This window comes from Amycolatopsis sp. NPDC004079, from assembly GCF_040610415.1.
GTDB lineage: Bacteria > Actinomycetota > Actinomycetes > Mycobacteriales > Pseudonocardiaceae > Amycolatopsis > Amycolatopsis halotolerans.
Map to the genome: position 1 here is coordinate 1 of NZ_JBEXMH010000046.1, position 17,027 is coordinate 17,027.

Sequence of the window (17,027 nt, forward strand, 5' to 3'; positions counted from 1 at the left end):
CCACCAGTCCTACCGGGAGCTCACCCAACCTCAGGGCATCACCACGCCAACCACCCCATCCAGTTCTCAGACGCCCTCTCAGGGTTCCCCTCACGTACCGCGGAGGCGTATTAGCGTCAGCCGACTGCGGCGAGTGCGCCTGGTTCCTCCGCGGCCGCCTGCCGGGCGTAGCGGCGCGCCATCGCCGCGCACACGATCAGCTGAATCTGGTGGAACAGCATCAGCGGCAGCACGATCAGCCCGACCTCGGCGTGCCCGAACAGCACCGTCGCCATCGGGAGGCCGCTCGCGAGGCTCTTCTTCGAACCGCAGAACATGATCGTGATCCGGTCGGCGCGGTCGAACCCGAGCAGCCTCGCGCCGCCGCTGGTCGCGCCGAGCACGGCCGCCAGCAGGACGCAGCAGACCGCGACGAGCGCGAGCAGCGGGCCGACGTCCAGCTGGTGCCAGATGCCCTCGGTCATGCCCTCGCTGAACGCGGTGTACACCACCAGCAGGATCGAACCGCGGTCGACGATCTTCAGCGGCGCGGAATGCCGCTGCACCCAGCCGCCGATCCAGCGGCGCGCGAGCTGGCCGGCGACGAACGGCACCAGCAGCTGCAGCACGATGTCCAGCACCGCCGAACCGCTCACGCCCGGGCCGTCGGTGGCCAGCAGCAGCGCGACGAGCAGCGGCGTCAGCACGATGCCCAGCAGGTTGGACAGCGACGCGCTGCAGATCGCCGCCGCGACGTTGCCCTTCGCGATCGAGGTGAACGCGATCGACGACTGGACGGTCGACGGCAGCAGGCAGAGGAACAGCACGCCGGTGTACAGCGGCGACGTCAGCAGCCCGGGGGAGAGGAACGACGCGGCGAGCCCCAGCAGCGGGAAAAGCACGAAAGTGGCGCAGAGCACCGTGACGTGCAACCGCCAGTGCCGCATCCCCTCGACCGCTTCCTGACTGGAAAGCCTTGCGCCGTAAAGGAAGAACAACATCCCGACGGCGATCTTGGTCGCCACGCCGAACCCGGTCGCCACCGCGCCGGACGCCGGCAGCAGCGAGGCGATGCCCACGGTGACGAGGATCAGGGCGATGAAGGGGTCGATCCGCAGCTTGGCGAGCAAGGCCGAGACGGGGCGGGCGAACGAAGCGAGCACGGTGGATCTCCTTTCCCAGCCATTCTCTCGTCGCCGTCGGTCATTCGGAACCCCGATGACCGTACTGACTGCCATTGCGAAAGCCGATAAGATGTGACGCATGCTGGATCCGCGGCTGTGCCGTTCTTTCCTTGCTGTGGCGGAAACTCGCAGCTTCACCGCGGCGGCGAGGCGTTTGGGTGTGGGGCAGCCCACAATCAGCCAGCACATCCGGCGGCTCGAGTCCGAGGCCGGCGGATTGCTGTTCGCCCGGGACACGCACGCGGTCGACCTGACCGCGCGCGGACAGGCGATGCTCGGGTTCGCCCAGACCATTGTGGACACCGAGGACCGCGCGGCCCGGCATTTCCGCGGCGCGCAGGTGCGCGGCCGGGTCCGGTTCGGCGTGTCCGAGGACTTCGCGCTCGGCGAGCTGCCGGAAATCCTGCGGCGGCTGCGGGAAAGCCATCCGCTGGTGGACGTGGAACTGCACGTGGAACTGTCCGATGTGCTCGCCCGCCGCATCGCCGACGGCCGCCTCGACCTGGTGCTCGGCAAACGCCGCCCAGGCGCGCCCGGCCCCGGACGGCTGCTGCGGCGGGAACCGCTGGTGTGGATCGGCTCGGCGGCGACGGACCTCACACCCGGCCAGCCGGTGCCGCTGGTGCAGTACCCGATGCCGTCGGTCACCCGGCAGCTGGCGGTGGAAACGCTGGAACGCGCGGGCCTGGAATGGCGGGCGGCCTGCCTGACCTCGAGCCTGACCGGCCTGCGCGCGGCGGCGGCCGCCGGGCTCGGGATCACGGTGCACGCGCGGAGCCTGGTGCCGTCCGATCTGGTCGAATTGCCTGCCGAACTCGGCCTTCCGGACCCCGGTGACGTCGATTTCATCCTGCTGTCGAAAGACGGCGGCGAAGGCCCGGCGGCGGCACTGGCGGAGTTCGTGGTGGCGCGGATCGGGTCAGCGACGTCGTCGTTCGAGGGCTGACCGAAGCCGCAACAACGCCCGGTGCTGCGCCACGCGGACCGCGCCCGGCGTCGAGCTGACCGCTTCAGCCGCCTCCTCCGCGGAGAGCCCGACGACAACCCGCAGCAACACAATCTCCCGCTGCCGCTCCGGCAACAGCCGCAGCAACCGAGCCAGATGCCGATTCAGCTCAGCCCGCAACGCCCGTTCCTCCGGCCCGTCGGCAAGGTCAACCGCCTCCGGCAACTCCGCCATGGCGTCAGTCCGGTTACGCGCGTGCGCCCGATGCGCGTCAGCCACCTTGTGCTGCGCGATCCCGTAAACGAAAGCGAGGAACGGCCGCCCCTGGTGCCGATAGCCGGGCAGCGCGGTCAGCAACGCCAGGCAGACTTCCTGCGCCACATCGTCCGCCGACGAATACGCGTCGGCTCCGCCTAACCGCGCCCGGCAGTAGCGCACGATCAGCGGCTGCACTGAGGCGAGCAGGTCCTGCGCCGCGTCCGGATCGCCTTCGACTGCGGCGCGCACCGGGCCGTCGAAGCTGAAGCGGCCTGCCGGTACTCGTGGTGCGGCCAAGGCGGTCGCCTCGGTTTTCACCCGGGTCAACGCTTCTTCGACGTCTAGCGCCGAGCGCAGCGCGCCGACCAGTGCGGCGTCGGCCTCGCGCAGTGCGGTCATGAGGGCCTCCTCGCGCTCGGCCGGGCCGAGCCGGTGTTTCAGCCGTTCCCGGGCGTGCCGCAGGTTCGAGCGGACTGTGGTGCCCGCCATGCCGAGCGCTGCCGCGATCGCGGCGGGGGAGAACCCGTCGAGCGACCACGTCAGCACCGTGCGCTGGGTTTCCGGCAGCGTCGAGAGCAGTTCGACCCCGCGCGCGTTCCGCTCCACGACCGCGGCCAGCCGGTCGCCCGGCGGCTCCGCGGACGGGGCGCCGCCGTCGAACCACGTCTGCTCGGCGGCGAGCCGGACGGCGGTCAGCCGCACCGCCACGCGCGGGTCGCCCGGCGGCGGCCACGTCCCGGTTTCCTGGACGAACGCCTCCACCGCCACCTCGCGCGCGGTGCCCGGCCCGAGCCCGCCCGCGCACAGGAACGCCACGAGGCGAGGGAAATCGCCCCGGAAAAAGCCGTCGAACCCCGCCACGCGCACCCCCTCCCGAACCCGGACCCTGTCGAACAGGTGCGGTGGCGCGCCCGTGGGATGTAACGATCCGGTCACGGAAATGTGGTTAAGGGCGGGACGGGTGGGTACCTGCATCGAACGGGCAGTTCGCCCGAGACGGCGGCGGAAGGGGGAAACGGTGCGCGGAAAAGGAAATCCCGGACTCTTCGGCGTCGCCGGACGGCGGACGAGGGGGCCGTAGCACGCCCGGCGGCAACCGCGTCCGCGATGTGAGCTGAATCGAAATTTCGCGCGCGGACGGTGATCGGTGGTAACTTGGAAAGCCGGTCGTCCGCCGGGTCCTTTGCGGCCCGGGGCGGTTCGGCCGAAAAGCCCACCGAACACCCTCCGAAGGCATGGCTTGCCCGTGCGCGCGGAGAAGTCGGTTGACCACGGTTCGACAATGAGGACAGGAGGTGAAAAGCAACAATGGAACTCACGGCCACCAGCTGGCTCGCCCGCGCGGCGTGCCAGGACGAGGACCCGGAACTGTTCTTCCCGATTTCCGACATGGGTCCGGGGGCGCAGCAGGTCGCGAAGGCCAAGGCGGTCTGCGCGCGATGCCCGGTCCGCGCGGAATGCCTTTCCTATGCTCTCGACAACGGTCTCGGCAACGGGATCTTCGGGGGAACCACCGAGCTGGAGCGCCGGAAGCTGGTGCGAACCGGCTCCGCCGCCGCACGGCATCGAGTCGCCTGACCGCGAGCCGGTGACCATTTCCCGGCGGCGAGGGCGCTAGCAGTTTCCCCCACCACAACCGGCACGAAGCCCGGAACTCGGTGGTTGCGCCCGGGCGGCGATCGCATCAGCGGTCGCCGCCCGGGCGTTTTTTATTGCCGATCCGGCCGGAAGCAGGTGCGAACCGGTCAGCCGCCGATCCGCCCGAGGCGACCGGTTTCCGCCGTGGCGGTAGCCGGATCGGCAATCGTCGGCACAGTTTCTTCGAACGTTTCGGCGAGTCCGTACGGCGCCAATGCCGCCGTTTCGAACGCGGCCATCGCCGTGACCAGTCCGTTTCGCACGGTGAGCACGCAGACGCCGAAAGCGCGATAAACCGATTCGCCGGGCCGGCGCAGATATCCGGCGACGGCGGGCTGCCGGTTCGCCCGTACCGGCACCATCCGGAAACTGCCCCGGTAGTACGGCGAGGCGGGATCGAAACTCGGCCCGAGCGCGCCGAGAATCCGATCGCGACTGTCGAACCACAACGAGTACGGCGGCATCACCGCACGCGCGTCCTCGCTCAGCACCGCGGCCACGGCCCGCACGTCCGCCGATTCGTAGGCGGCGACGAACTTCCGCAGCAGTGCCGTTTCCTCGGCGGTCGTGCTGTCCGGAGCGGACCATTCGGCGCGCCGGGCGGGCAGCTTGGCGCGCAAGGTCTCCCTGCCCCGCTGCAGCGCGCTGTTCGCCGAGGCCACCGAAGTGCCCAGCAGTTCGGCAGTGTCCTTTGCGGACCAATCGAGCACGTCGCGAAGGATCAGCGCGGCGCGCTGCCGCGGCGGGAGCAACTGGATAGTGGCGAGGAACGCCAGTTCGATGGTTTCCCGTTCGACGACCGCGGCGCCGGTGTCGTCCGGCGCCGCGGGGTCGAGCAGCAGATCGGGAAACGGGCCGAGCCACGGCACGTCGAGCGCGGAGATCTGGCCCGCCGGGTCGGCCGCCGGACCCAGTTCGTCCGGCAGCGCGCGCCGCGGGCGGCGGGCGAGCGCGTCGAGGCAGACGTTCGTGGCGATCCGGTACAGCCACGTCCGCACGCTCGCCCGCCCGGCGAAGCCGCGGCGGCCTTTCCAGGCCCGGAGAAACGCCTCCTGGGTGAGGTCCTCGGCCTCCTCGAACGAACCGCTCATCCGGTAGCAGTGCACGCGGATCTCGCGCCGGTGCCGCATCAGGAGGGCGCTGAACTCCTCGTCGCTGGTCACCCGGGCAACGGTAGCTCGTGAGTGGCGATGCCGGTTCTAACCGGCGTCGCCACTCACGAGACCGCTTCGTCCGCGAGCCGTTCCAGGCCGCTCTTCGTCTTGAGCGGCACGTGCTTCAGGAACGCGACCGCGACCACCACGAGCAGCGCGATCGGCGCGCTGATCAGGAACAGATCGCTCGTCGCGACGCCGTAAGCGTCCCGGATCACCGCCACGACCGGAGCGGGCAGCTGCGCCAGGTCAGGCACCTTCCCGCCACTGCCGGACCCGCTGGCCGCGGCGGGCCCGAGCCCGTCGGCGATGAGCGTGCCGACCCGGCTGGCCAGCACCGCGCCGAGCGCGCTCACGCCGATCGACCCGCCGAGGCTGCGGAAGAACGACAGCGTCGAGGTCGCCGCGCCCAGGTCGGCGGCGGGCACGTCGTTCTGCGTCACCAGCACGAGGTTCTGGTTGAGCATGCCCACGCCGACGCCGAGCACCAGCATGAACAGGCTCAGCTCCAGCAGCGAGGTGTGCGCGTCGATCAGCCCGAGCAGGCCGAGCCCCGCCGCCATCAGCACCGCGCCGAGCAGCAGGAACGGCTTCCACTTGCCGGTGCGGCTGATCAGCTGGCCGGACACGGTCGACGACACCAGCAGCCCGAAGATCATCGGCAGGCTCATCAGCCCGGCCACCGTCGGCGATTTGCCGAGCGCCAGCTGGAAATACTGGGACAGGAACACGGTGCCGCCGAACATCGCGACGCCGACCAGGAAGCTCGCGACGGTGGCGAGCGTGACCGTGCGGTTGCGGAACAGCGCCAGCGGCACGACCGGCTCGCGCACCTTCGACTCCACCCACACCGCGAGCACCAGCACGAGCACGCCGGCGGGCACGAGCACCGAGGTCTGCCAGGAACCCCACTCGAAAGTCGAACCGGCCAGCGACGACCACACCAGCAGCGTCGAAACGCCGAGCATGATCAGGAACGCGCCGAGGTAGTCGACATGCACCTCGCGGCGCAGCGTCGGCAGATCCAAAGTGCGCTGCAGCAACAGGATCGCCGCGATCGCGAACGGCACGCCGAGGAAGAAGCACCAGCGCCAGCCGAGCCACGAGGTGTCCACCAGCACGCCGCCGATCAGCGGGCCCGCGACCGTGCCGACGGCGAAGACCGCGCCGAAGACGCCGGAGAACTTGCCCAGCTCGCGCGGCGAAACGATGGCCGCCATGATCACCTGCGCGAGCGCGGTGAGCCCGCCGCCGCCGATGCCCTGGGCGATCCGGCTGAGGATCAGGATGTCGATGTTCTGCGCGAACCCGGCCACCAGCGAGCCGACCACGAACAGCCCGAGCGAGAGCTGGATCAGCAGTTTCTTGTTGTACAGGTCGGAAAGCTTGCCCCAGAGCGGGACGGTCGCGGTCATCGCGAGCAGTTCGGTGGTGACGACCCAGGTGTAGGACGACTGGCTGCCGCCCAGCTCGGACACGATCCGCGGCAGGGCGTTCGCGACCACAGTGGACGCGAGGATGGCGACGAAAATGCCCATCATCAGGCCGGACATCGCCTGCAGCACTTGGCGGTGGCTCATCGCCGGGGAAGCCGCGGGCGGTTCCGCGGTGGACAGGGACATGACAGTCCTTTCCGGACTACGAAGGGTTTCAGCGAGGGTCGGGCAGGCCGGCGGCAGCGGTGGCGGCGGCCTCGTCGAAGATTTCGAGCAGCGGCTGGGCCCCGTCGCGGGCGGCCCAGCGGCTGAGCGAGGTGTTGAGCACTCCGCCGGCCACCGCGAGCAGCAGCGACGGGAACAGGTCGTTCTCCGCGTCGGTGCCGCTGCGCTGGGCGATCGCGGCGATCATCGGGTCGCGCGAGCCGGAGTTGAGCACGGTCGCCCGGATGAGCAGCGACGGATCGCCGTGGATGATGCGCAACCGGGTCAGCCATTCGTCGCGGTCCCGCTCGACGTCCGCGAGGTCCTCCCGGACGGTCGCGATGAACGCCGGAAAGGCGTCGATCCCGTCCGGCTGCGCCACGAACCGGGCGATCGTCTGCGCGGCCCGCTCCGCGTGGTCGGCATACGCGAGGAGCACGGCGTCTTCTTTGACCGCGAAGTAGTTGAAGAACGTGCGCGCGGACACGCCTGCTTCGGCGGCGATGTCGTCGACGGTGACCTGGTCCAGACCACGCTCGTCGATCAGCCGAAGCGCCGCGAGAGCGATGGTGCGGTGGGTTTCGAGCTTCTTGCGCTCGCGAAGGCCGGGAGTGGGCACGGGATCAGCGTAGCGAGATCTTGCAGAGTCTGCAAAGTTGCAGTTTGTGAATCAGGGCACCTCGTGCCGGGCGCAGGGGTAGGCGGGGAGGTCGACGGCTTCCGCGGGCGGGCTGGCGAACCGGGCCGTGACGCGGCTGATCCCGGGGCGGGCGGCGAGGCCGGCGACGGTGGTGAGGAGCCGGATGCCGGCGCGGGTTTTCGGGGCGGCCAGCCGCGGTGCGAACCAGGAGACGCGCTGGGCCTGGGCGACGTAGGGCCGCATGATGGTTTCGTAGCAGCGGAAGGCGTCGTGGTGGGCCGAGTGGCGGCTGAGTTCGCCGGCGAGGACGTAAGCGCCGACGAGGGCGAGGCTGGTGCCCATGCCGCTGAGCGGGGAGGCGCAGTAAGCGGCGTCGCCGACGGCGGCGATCCGGCCGCGCGACCAGTGCTCCAGGCGCAGCTGCCCGACGGATTCGAAGTAGAAGTCCGGGGAATCGCCCATCGCCTCGAGCACGCGCGGGGCTTCCCAGCCGGCGTCGGCGTAGTGGCGGCGCAGAAAATCCTGCTGTGCCGGGGCTTGCAGCCGGTCGAGCCCGGGACGCGGGTGCAGGAAGGACAGCGTGGCGCGGGTGGTGCCCTGGTTGTCGGGGCGCAGGAGGACGACGCGGCGGCCGGGGACGTTGTGCCAGCGGGCCCAGCGGCCGTCGGATTCGGTGCGGGGAATGGTGAAGTACGCGGTGTAGAGGCCGAACGACCGGACGCGGGCGAGGCCGGCGAAGACGAGGTCCCGGGTGCGCGAGCGGAAGCCGTCGGCGAGGACGACGAGGTCGAACCGCTGATCGGGGCCGGTGCGGAAGGTGACGTCCACGCCGTCGCCGGTGTCGGACAGGCCGGTGATCTCGTCGCCGAAGACGTACCGGGTGTCGTCGCGCGTGTGCCGGTAAAGCAGGTCGGCGAGTTCGCCGCGCAGGAGCTCCAGTTCGGTGACGAACCCGTCGCCGTCGAGGGCGTCGCTGCCGAAGGACGCGCGGACCCGGCCGCGGTCGTCGACGAAACGCAGTCCCTCCTCGTGCGTGCCGCGGTCGCGGGCGGCCTGTTCGAGGCCCATGCGTTCGATGACGGTGCGGCCGGCGCCGCGTAGGTCGACGGTCTGCCCGCCGAGCCGAAGCTCCGGCGCGCGCTCGACCACGGTCGCGGTCATGCCGTGCCGGTGGAGCCAGTAGGCAAGCGCGGGTCCGGCGATGCTGGCGCCGGAGATCAAAACGTTTCGGGACAAGGGATCCTCCCCTTAAGAAGTGGTGCGGGCGGCCGGGGCGGCGCTCTCCGGGGTCGTGGTTTCGTCGGGACGGGCGCGACGGGGGAACAGCGGTGAGATGAGCAGGAACAGGGCGATGACGATCGCCTGGACCACGAGGGCGTCGCGGAAGCTTTCGGTGACCTGGCCGGTGAGTGCACCAGCGAAGAACACCGTGCTGAACACCGCGACGCCGACCGAACCGCCGATCGACTGGACCGCGGACAGAACGCCGGAGGCGGAGCCGACCTCGTCGTCGGCGACGGCGCCGAGCACGGTGTTGAACACCGCGGCGATCACGATGCCCGCGCCGATGCCGGCGACGGCGCTGCCGGGCACGATCTGCCAGATCGTGAAACCGGTGGTGTCGGCGAGGGAAAGCCACAGCCAGGCGATCCCGGCGAACTGGACGACGGCCCCGGCTTGGAGCACGCGGCGGCCGAGTTTGGCGGCGAGCAGCCCGCCGCTGATGGTGCCGCCGACGGCGGTGCCCAGCGCGACCGGGAGGTTGCCCAGCCCGGCCTGTCCGGCGGTGAAGCCGTGGCCGAGCTGCAGGAAGAACGTGAGTACCAGCTGGGTGCCGATCAGCCCGCCGAAGAACAGCGCGACCGCGACCAGCCCGACGGTGAACGCGGACTTGCCGAACAGGCTCGGGGTGACCAGCGGCGTCCGGCCCTGGCGCACGGTGCGGCGTTGCCACAGCGCGAATCCCGCGTAGCCGATCGCCGCGGCGGACAGCGACAGCCACGTCCACAGGGGCCACCCCGAGGACTGTCCCTCGTTGAGCGGGAGAACCAGCAAGGCCGAGGCGGTGGCGACGAGGACGGCCCCGACAACGTCCACGCGCAACGTCCTGGTTCCGCTGCCGCGAGGCACCAGCCGCCAGGCCAGCGCCCATGCGGCGAGGCCGACCGGGACGTTGACCAGGAACACCAGCCGCCAGCCGAGGCCGAACAGGTCCCAGTCGACCAGTGCGCCGCCCAGCACCGGGCCGAGCACGCCGCCGAGACCGAGCACCGGACCGAACACGGCGAGAGCTTTCGTGAGCTGCCGGGGAGCGAGGTTGTCGCGCAGAATGCCGAGGCCCTGCGGCAGCATCATCGCCCCGGCCACACCCTGGACCAGCCGGAAAGCGATCAGCGGGCCGACGCCCGGCGCGGCCGCGCACAGCAGCGACGCGAGCGCGAAGGCGGCGAGTCCGGCCAGGAACACGGGACGGCGGCCGTAGCGGTCGCCGAGCCGCCCGCCCAGCACGAGGCCCGCGCCGAGCGTCAGGGCGTAGCCGCCGATGACCCACTGCAGCCCGACCGGGCTCGTCCCCAGCGACCGCTCCAGCGACGGCCCCGCCACGTTGACGATCGTCGAGTCGAGCAAGTCCATCAACTCGACCACGAGCACGGCGGCCAGCAGCCACCCCATCGCCCGCGGCGCGGCATTCTTCTCGGGTACGGACACGGTTCTCTCCGAATTCTGGTGCTGGCGCTCGTTTTCCGGGCGCGTTCGTACGCCGGGCGGGCATTGGTGCGGAACGAACGCGCCCGGTGGGGGCAGGTGGCGGTCAGCCCTGGGGGAAGGAATCCGCGGTGTCGGTGTAGATCCGCACGACCCCGGCCAGGAACGCCTTGACGACGTCCCGGTCGCCGGGGCGCAGCGCCTCGACGAGGCCCTCCACGCCGTGCAGCAGCGGGTGCAGGTGGCCGAAGAGCCGCTCCATCGACTCCGCGACCGGCTCGACCAGCACCTTGCGGCGATCGGTGGCGTGCGGGCGGCGGACGACGTGCCCGGCCCTCTCGAGCCGGTCCACGATGTGCGTGCTCGCCGCGGTCGAGACCCGCAGCCGGTCCGCCAGGTCCTTCGCCGTCAGCGGGCCGTCGGTGGCGAGGTGCTCCAGCGCCGCCAGGTCCGTGGCGTTGATCCCCAGCGCTCCGCTCAGCCGTTGTTCGATCACCCGCGTCAAGGTTCCTACCTCTTGCAGGCGCTCCATCACCGCGTTGCCCACGCCGGGGGATTCGGTTCGCCGCGAGCCGCGGGCTGAGGACGTCATGGGAAGAAGACTACTAGATAAGTAACTAACCAAGTTAGCGAAATGATGTGACGAGCGGCACCGGGTCGTCGAGAGCGGGTTCCGGGTCGGCCGCGGCAGCGACGGCGCAGCTGGCAGACTCACCGGTCGTGAGCGGAACGGTGCTGGTACTGGGCGGACGCAGCGAAATCGGGACGGCGGTGGCCGTCCGGCTGGCGCGCGGGGGTGCGAAGCGGTTCGTGCTCGCCGCGAGGCCGGGCGCGGACCTCGCGGCGCAGACCGCTGAACTGCGCGAGGCAGGCGCGGAGACCGTCGCGACTGAGGACTTCGACGCCGACGACCTCTCCGCACACCGCCCGCTGCTCGATCGCGTCATCAAGGAACACGGCCCGCTCGAGACGGTCGTGCTGGCTTTCGGCATTCTCGGAGACCAAGCCCGCGCGGAAACCGACGCCGCGCACGCCACCGCGATCGTGCACACCGATTACGTCGCCCAGGTGTCGGTGCTCACTCACACGGCGGAACTGTTGCGTACTCAGGGTTCCGGGAACCTGGTCGTCTTCTCGTCGGTCGCCGGGATTCGCGTGCGACGGGCGAATTACGTGTACGGCTCGGCGAAAGCCGGACTCGACGGGTTCGCTTCGGGCCTCTCCGACGCGCTGCACGGCACCGGCGTGCACCTGCTGCTCGTGCGGCCGGGTTTCGTGATCGGCCGGATGACCGAGGGAATGTCGCCCGCGCCGTTCTCCAGTACCGCCGATCAGGTTGCCGACGCGACTGTTTCCGCCTTGCGCCGCCGGCGTGAAGTGGTGTGGGTGCCGGGGCTGTTGCGCTTGGTGTTCGCGGCGATGCGGTTCGTGCCGCGCGCGGTGTGGCGGCGGATGCCGCGCTGAACTCCCTGTGCCCGAAGGGATACCGGCTGTCGCCGCGCGCTCGGCCGAACGGGCAGCATCACATCTTCGCGACAGGTTTCTCAGGCTATTCCCAGCTAACGCGGTGATCCTCGAACGCGGGGGTCGAAATCCGTCCCCGGGGAAGCGAGGAACCGGTCGTGCTGATCACGTCCCGGGGCCGCCGGATCGGCGGCCGGGCAGTGCTGGGGCTGGTGTCCACCCTGGTGCTGGGCGCCACCGGATTCGCGTGGTCGCAGTTGCACCGGCTGGACACCAGTCTCGTCACCGCCGACGTCATCCCGCCCTCGGCGCAGGTTCCGGACACTCCGGCCGGGGAACCGCTCACCGTCGCGCAGAACATCTTGTTGGTAGGTCTCGATTCCCGCACCAAACCGGACGGGACGCCGCTGTCTCAGAACGTGCTCGACGCGCTGCACGCGGGCAGCGGAGACGATGGCGGCAACACCACGGACACGATGATCGTGGTGCACGTCCCGGTCGGCGGGGCGGCGGCCACCGCGATCTCGATCCCACGCGATTCCTATGTGGACATTCCGGGTTACGGCAAGCACAAGATCAATTCGGCGTACAGTCGTGCCCGAGCCGATCAGCGGGGAAAGCTTGCCCAGCAAGGAATGAGCGGCCCGCAGCTGGAGGTGGCGGCCGACGCGGCCGGTGCGAAGTCGGCCATCGCCGCGGTGCAAAAGCTCACCGGGCTCACCATCAATCACTACGCCGCGGTCAATCTCTCCGGGTTCGCCGCGCTGAGCCAAGCGGTCGGTGGCGTCCAGGTGTGCCTGAAGGCGCCGGTGAACGATTCCTTCTCCGGAGCGAATTTCCCCGCCGGAGTGCAGACGATCTCCGGTACGCAGGCACTCGCCTTCGTGCGGCAGCGGCACGGCCTGCCGAACGGCGATCTGGACCGGATCGCGCGGCAGCAGGCGTTCATGTCGGCGATGGCGAAGACTGTCCTCGGCTCCGGCACCTTCACCGATCCCTCACGGCTTTCGTCCCTTGTGGACGGCTTGGAAGGTTCGGTCACCCTTGACCACGGCTGGAACCTGCTGAGCTTCGCCGAGCAATTGCACGGCCTCAGCTCGGGCGCGATCGCGTTCGGCACGATTCCGGTCCAGAGCCTGTCGCTGGCCACTCCGGCCGACGGGGACGCGGTGAAAGTGGATCCGGCGCAGGTGAAGCAGTTCGTGCAGACCCAGATCAGCTCGCCGGACGTCTCGGCCTCCGGGGGAACATCCGACCCGGGCACCGTCCACCCGTCGTCGAGCGGCGCGGTGCGGCCGATCGCGGAGACCACGACGCCCACTCCTCCGGCGGGCACTCCGGCGCAGCCGAAGATGACGACCGCCAGCGGGTGCGTGAACTAGGCCAGCGGCAGCGTGATGGTGAACGCGGCCCCGCCTTCGGGAGCCGGTCCGGCCGTCAGGGTCCCGCCCATCCGCGTCACCAGCCCGTGCGCCAGCGCCAGGCCGATGCCGGAGCCGACCGGGCGGCTGTCGCGGTACCGGGCATTGAGGACGCCGCGTTCAAACGCCACCGGATAGTCTTCGGCTGCGAGTCCCGGACCGCCGTCCCGGACCGACAGGTGCGCGTGGCCGTCCGCGACCGTCAGCGCGAATACCATCGGCGCACCGGCGGGCGTGACGCGCAAAGCGTTCTCCGCCAAGCCGTCCACGACCTGGTGCAGCCGCCGGGCATCGGCGGTCACCATGGCGGTTCCCGGGGGAGACTGCACGGTCAGCGGGACGTCCGAGCGGGCACAGCGCAGCTGCCACACCTCCGCGCAGTCCCGGACGAGTGCGGCGAAGTCGAAAACGTCCAGGTCGAGCTGGAATTCGTCGGCCCCGAGGCGGGCGAGTTCGAGCAGATCGGACACGAGCCGTTCCAGGCGTTGCGCCTCGCGGTGGATCGTCTCGCCGGCGCGCCGGGCATCCGGGCCTTCGGCGACTCCGTCGGCGATCGCCTCGGCGAAACCGGTCACGGCGGTCAGCGGGGTGCGAAGTTCGTGCGACACCGACAGCAGGAATTCCCGTTGGCGGGCTTCGCTCCTGGCCAGCGCGTCGGCGAGTTCGTTCAGCGAGCCAGCGACTTGCGCGACTTCGGCCGGGCCTTCGACCGGCACCCGGACGTCGCGTCGACCGGCGCTGAGACTGCCCGCGGCGGCGGCCGCGCGCCGGAGCGGGCGGCCGAGCAATCGTCCGGAGACGTATCCGGCGATGGCGGCGACCAAAAGCCCGATGCCGAGTGCGAGGAGGATGTTGCGCAGCAAAGCATGTTGGGTCGCCTCGGCACTGCGCACGGGCTGCACGAGCGCGAACGCGGCCTGCGGACCGACCGAGCGCACTTCCACGAGGTAATCGACAGTGCCGATCGCGACCCGTGTCGAATGGTCCTTTCCGGACGTCAGCCCGGCCCGTTCCGCCGCGCGCACCGCGATCGCCTGGCCGGAATTCTGGCCGTTGTCCCGATGCACGACGACCTCGATGCCTTGCCCCCGCACGACCGCGGCCGCCTTGCCGATCGCGAGCCGGTTGCCGATGCCGTTGCCGGTGCTGTCGAGCTGCCCGGCGACGACGTCCGCCTGATCCCGCAACGACTGCTGCAGGACCGAATCCGCGGTGTTGCGGACCAGCCGGGACGCGACCAGTCCGGCCACGAGCACCGCGATCCCGGCGACGGCCAGGCACACCACGGTGATCCGGAGCGCGAGCGTGGTCTTCATCCGCCGTCCGCCGCGTACCCGATGCCCCGGACTGTCCGGATTGGACTGTCCTCGCCGAGTTTCGCCCGCAGCTGTGCGACATGCACGTCGACGGTGCGGGTCCCGGCCGCGGCGGCGTAACCCCAGACCGCGCTGAGCAGCTGATCGCGCGACAGGACTTGGCCGGGATGACGCAGCAGGTAGGCGAGCAGATCGAATTCGGTGGAGGTGAGCGTGACCTCGGCTTCGCCTGCCCAAGCACGACGGCCGGGCACGTCGATGCGCACGCCGCCGCAAGCGAGTGTCGTGGCCGGACTGCCGGACGCGCGGCGCAGCACAGTTCGTACGCGGGCAGCGAGTTCGCGAGGGCTGAACGGCTTGGTGAGATAGTCGTCCGCGCCGATCTCGAGGCCCAGCAAGCGATCCAGCTCGTCATCGCGGGCGGTCACGAACAGCACCGGCGTCCAGTCGCCCGCCGCGCGCAATGCCCGGCAGATCTCAATACCGTCCATTCCGGACAGTCCAATGTCGAGCACCACGGCGACCGGCCGCAACCTGCGGATCGCCGCGAGCGCTTTCGCGCCGTCCGGCTCGACCTCCACCCCGAACCCGTCGCGCCGCAGGTAAAGCGCGGCGAGCTCGGCGATCGCGGTCTCGTCCTCCACGACGAGGACGAGACCGCGGCCAGCTGACCCCATGCGGGCTCCCGTTCCTCCGGCCGGCTACGTCGGGGGAAACGGTACGCGGGTCACCGCGACCCGTCGCCCGCCATGTCGGACTGGATCGAGTCCAGCGTGGACTGGATGCCGCTCAGGTCGCCGTTCGACGCCGCCCCCGACGACGGCGCCGAACCGTTGTCGCACGCCGCGCAGCCGAGACCGACGACGACCGCCGCTGCGGCGACCGCGATCAGCCGCTTCACTTGGGCGCCTGGCAATGCGCGGCGGTGAACGCGTCGAGCTGTTTCGTCGCGTCCGCCAGTTCACCGATCCGGCTCTGCCGTTTGTCCGCCCGCTTCTGCAGCCGGTCGGCCTGCGCGGTGTGCCCCTTCGTGCGGGCGTCGTTCGCGCGTGCCTTGAGATTGGCGACCGACCCCGAGACCTCAGGTCCGCCGTTGATCCGGTTGGTCAGGTTCTGGGCCTGCTTGTGCAGTTTCGGCACCCAGGCCGTGCACATCTGCTGCACCTCTTGCGGGCTCAGCGTGACCGGGGCCGGAGCCGGAGCCTGCGTGTCCGCGCTGGCGATCGGCGCGGCCACGAGCAGCCCGGCCGCGATCCCGCAGCCCGCCAGTGCCAGCCGCCTCGTTCCTCGCATCGTTCTCGTCCTCCTGTGTCGGTGTTCCCGATGCCCACCGTCGCGCGCGGGTGTACGGGGGGTGTGGGACGAATGTTCGGGTTCGGTAAAGCCTGCTGACCCGGGGGAGTGTTACTCTCTTGCGGAGAGCGAGGAGGCCGCCGTGCTGGGAAATCCGTACGACCGCGACTGCCCGACGCGCCAGCTGCTCGACCGGATCGGCGACCAGTGGACGGTGCTGATCGTCGGAGCCCTGGTGGACGGCCCGCTGCGGTTCACCGAGATCGGCAAGCGCGTCGAGGGAATCTCGCAGAAGGTCCTGACGCAGACCCTGCGCAGCCTGGTCCGCGACGGCATCCTGATCCGCACGGCGTACCCGGTGATCCCGCCGAAGGTCGAGTACGAGCTGACCCAGCTGGGCCGCAACCTCGCCGAACCGCTGGAACTGCTGGACCGCTGGGCCCGCCGGAACATGGACCAGGTGACGGCCGCGCGGGCGGCTTACGACGCGGAGAACGCCGCTACTGCCTCGTGAGTGTCTATGCCGGTTCAGACACTCACGAGGGCTGCCGGAGCACGTTCGTCAACGTGTGCGCCTCCTTGAGCAGCAACGCCCCCAACTCCGCCCGCCGCTCCTCCCGGAACCGCGATTCCACCCCGGTCAACGTCAACGCCCACGCGGGCTCCCCAGCCGGGGTGAAGACCGCCGCCGCCATCCCCCAGCTTCCCTCCACCACCAGCCCGGGATTGGTCGAGTACCCGTCCTCCCGCGTCCGCGCAACCCGGGCCCGCACGTCCTCCGCCCGGTGCGCCGGACCCCACTCCCCGGCCAGGTCCACAGTGGACAGATACTCCTCGACCTCCCGGTCCGGCAGCATCGACAGCACCACCAGCCCCGCCGACACCACGCCCAGCGGGAACCGCGCGCCCTCGTACAGCACGAACGAGCGGATCGGGAAGTCGCCGTCCTCGCGCAGCAGGCAGACCGTCTCGTTGCCGCGGCGGGCGGAGAAGAAAGCGCTTTCCCCGGTGGCCGCGGCCAGCCGGTGGACGCTCGCGCGGGCCTGCTGCGTCACGTCGTAGCGCGGGGCGGCGGCTTCGCCCAGCAGGTACAGCTCCGGGCCCAGGTACCAGCGGCCGCTTTGCCGGTCGCGGTCGACATAGCCCTCGGCGGCCAGCGACGCGAGCAGCCGGTGCACCGTCGGGCGGGCCAGGCCGCACTGGCGCGCCAGCTGCGAGGTCGACGCTCCGTCGCGGTAGGTGGACAATGCGCGCAGGACCGCGGACACCCGTCCGACTACGTGGTCAGGAGGCGAGGTGGGCACGGGTTCGAGGGTACGTCCGCTCAGTGGACGCATCGGGCGCGGGTGTTCGGTGCGCGAGAGGTTTGCCGGGGATCCCGGCGTGTC

At 70.5% G+C, this 17,027-nt stretch carries 17 protein-coding genes and 2 pseudogenes; 5 read left to right on the forward strand and 14 right to left on the reverse strand.

What is annotated here, in order from left to right; translation table 11 throughout:
* Window positions 1-116: 116 nt before the first annotated feature.
* Window positions 117-1,142, reverse strand: a complete 1,026-nt coding sequence (locus ABZX37_RS34420; protein WP_354746739.1) for a bile acid:sodium symporter family protein — start codon at window positions 1,140-1,142, stop codon at window positions 117-119.
* 100 nt (window positions 1,143-1,242) lie between these two features.
* Between ABZX37_RS34420 and ABZX37_RS34425 the strand changes: the two genes are divergently transcribed.
* The gene (locus tag ABZX37_RS34425; RefSeq protein WP_354746741.1) at window positions 1,243-2,109 is read left to right on the forward strand and encodes a LysR substrate-binding domain-containing protein; all 867 of its coding nucleotides are present in this window, start codon (window positions 1,243-1,245) and stop codon (window positions 2,107-2,109) included.
* Here the strand turns inward: ABZX37_RS34425 and shbA are convergent.
* The gene (shbA, locus tag ABZX37_RS34430) at window positions 2,083-2,766 is read right to left on the reverse strand and encodes an RNA polymerase sigma factor ShbA (RefSeq protein ID WP_354746867.1); all 684 of its coding nucleotides are present in this window, start codon (window positions 2,764-2,766) and stop codon (window positions 2,083-2,085) included. The two genes, ABZX37_RS34425 and shbA, sit on opposite strands and share 27 nt — an antisense overlap.
* Window positions 2,767-2,817: 51 nt before the next feature.
* Window positions 2,818-3,342: pseudogene (locus tag ABZX37_RS34435) on the reverse strand (sigma factor-like helix-turn-helix DNA-binding protein); the annotation flags it as partial.
* A gap of 333 nt (window positions 3,343-3,675) precedes the next feature.
* Between ABZX37_RS34435 and ABZX37_RS34440 the strand changes: the two are divergent.
* The gene (locus tag ABZX37_RS34440) at window positions 3,676-3,945 is read left to right on the forward strand and encodes a WhiB family transcriptional regulator (RefSeq protein ID WP_037812602.1); all 270 of its coding nucleotides are present in this window, start codon (window positions 3,676-3,678) and stop codon (window positions 3,943-3,945) included.
* A gap of 167 nt (window positions 3,946-4,112) precedes the next feature.
* Here the strand turns inward: ABZX37_RS34440 and ABZX37_RS34445 are convergent.
* From ABZX37_RS34445 to ABZX37_RS34470, 6 genes and pseudogenes are all read right to left on the reverse strand, one after another.
* Window positions 4,113-5,177: pseudogene (locus ABZX37_RS34445) on the reverse strand (RNA polymerase subunit sigma-70); the annotation flags it as partial.
* Window positions 5,178-5,221: 44 nt separating this feature from the next.
* The gene (locus tag ABZX37_RS34450; RefSeq protein ID WP_354746743.1) at window positions 5,222-6,781 is read right to left on the reverse strand and encodes an MDR family MFS transporter; all 1,560 of its coding nucleotides are present in this window, start codon (window positions 6,779-6,781) and stop codon (window positions 5,222-5,224) included.
* Between the two features lie 28 nt (window positions 6,782-6,809).
* Window positions 6,810-7,418 carry a TetR family transcriptional regulator gene (locus tag ABZX37_RS34455; protein ID WP_354746744.1) on the reverse strand — a complete coding sequence of 203 codons (609 nt, stop codon included), beginning with the start codon at window positions 7,416-7,418 and terminating at the stop codon, window positions 6,810-6,812.
* 51 nt (window positions 7,419-7,469) lie between these two features.
* Window positions 7,470-8,675, reverse strand: a complete 1,206-nt coding sequence (locus ABZX37_RS34460; protein WP_354746746.1) for an FAD-dependent monooxygenase — start codon at window positions 8,673-8,675, stop codon at window positions 7,470-7,472.
* A 12-nt stretch (window positions 8,676-8,687) separates the two neighbouring features.
* On the reverse strand, window positions 8,688-10,148 hold the full coding sequence (locus ABZX37_RS34465) for an MFS transporter (RefSeq protein ID WP_354746748.1): 1,461 nt from the start codon (window positions 10,146-10,148) through the stop codon (window positions 8,688-8,690).
* Between the two features lie 103 nt (window positions 10,149-10,251).
* Entirely contained in the window at window positions 10,252-10,737 is a 486-nt protein-coding gene (locus ABZX37_RS34470) for a MarR family transcriptional regulator (protein ID WP_354746749.1), read from the reverse strand.
* A 128-nt stretch (window positions 10,738-10,865) separates the two neighbouring features.
* Between ABZX37_RS34470 and ABZX37_RS34475 the strand changes: the two genes are divergently transcribed.
* Both ABZX37_RS34475 and ABZX37_RS34480 read left to right on the forward strand, forming a co-directional pair.
* Entirely contained in the window at window positions 10,866-11,609 is a 744-nt protein-coding gene (locus ABZX37_RS34475) for an SDR family NAD(P)-dependent oxidoreductase (RefSeq protein WP_354746751.1), read from the forward strand.
* Between the two features lie 158 nt (window positions 11,610-11,767).
* Window positions 11,768-12,991: an LCP family protein gene (locus ABZX37_RS34480; protein ID WP_354746753.1), complete on the forward strand. Its 1,224-nt coding sequence runs from the start codon at window positions 11,768-11,770 to the stop codon at window positions 12,989-12,991.
* Here ABZX37_RS34480 and ABZX37_RS34485 read toward each other — a convergent pair.
* The 4 genes from ABZX37_RS34485 to ABZX37_RS34500 are packed head-to-tail and all read right to left on the reverse strand — an operon-like array spanning window position 12,988 to window position 15,639.
* Window positions 12,988-14,346 (reverse strand): HAMP domain-containing sensor histidine kinase, encoded by a 1,359-nt coding sequence (locus tag ABZX37_RS34485; RefSeq protein WP_354746755.1) that lies wholly within the window; start codon window positions 14,344-14,346, stop codon window positions 12,988-12,990. The two genes, ABZX37_RS34480 and ABZX37_RS34485, sit on opposite strands and share 4 nt — an antisense overlap.
* A complete protein-coding gene (locus ABZX37_RS34490) occupies window positions 14,343-15,023 on the reverse strand; it encodes a response regulator transcription factor (protein WP_354746757.1) in 681 nt (226 codons plus the stop codon). The genes ABZX37_RS34485 and ABZX37_RS34490 overlap by 4 nt, the downstream gene beginning before the upstream one ends.
* 50 nt (window positions 15,024-15,073) lie before the next feature.
* Window positions 15,074-15,247, reverse strand: coding sequence for a hypothetical protein (locus ABZX37_RS34495; protein WP_354746759.1), 174 nt, complete (start codon window positions 15,245-15,247; stop codon window positions 15,074-15,076).
* Window positions 15,244-15,639, reverse strand: coding sequence for a hypothetical protein (locus tag ABZX37_RS34500; RefSeq protein WP_354746761.1), 396 nt, complete (start codon window positions 15,637-15,639; stop codon window positions 15,244-15,246). The genes ABZX37_RS34495 and ABZX37_RS34500 overlap by 4 nt, the downstream gene beginning before the upstream one ends.
* Before the next feature lie 142 nt (window positions 15,640-15,781).
* On the opposite strand from ABZX37_RS34500, the gene ABZX37_RS34505 reads away from it, so the two are divergent.
* Complete coding sequence (locus ABZX37_RS34505) at window positions 15,782-16,153, forward strand: helix-turn-helix domain-containing protein (RefSeq protein ID WP_344284560.1); 372 nt, start codon at window positions 15,782-15,784, stop codon at window positions 16,151-16,153.
* 22 nt (window positions 16,154-16,175) lie between these two features.
* Here the strand turns inward: ABZX37_RS34505 and ABZX37_RS34510 are convergent, their stop codons facing one another.
* A complete protein-coding gene (locus ABZX37_RS34510) occupies window positions 16,176-16,943 on the reverse strand; it encodes an IclR family transcriptional regulator (RefSeq protein ID WP_354746763.1) in 768 nt (255 codons plus the stop codon).
* Window positions 16,944-17,027 lie beyond the last annotated feature (84 nt).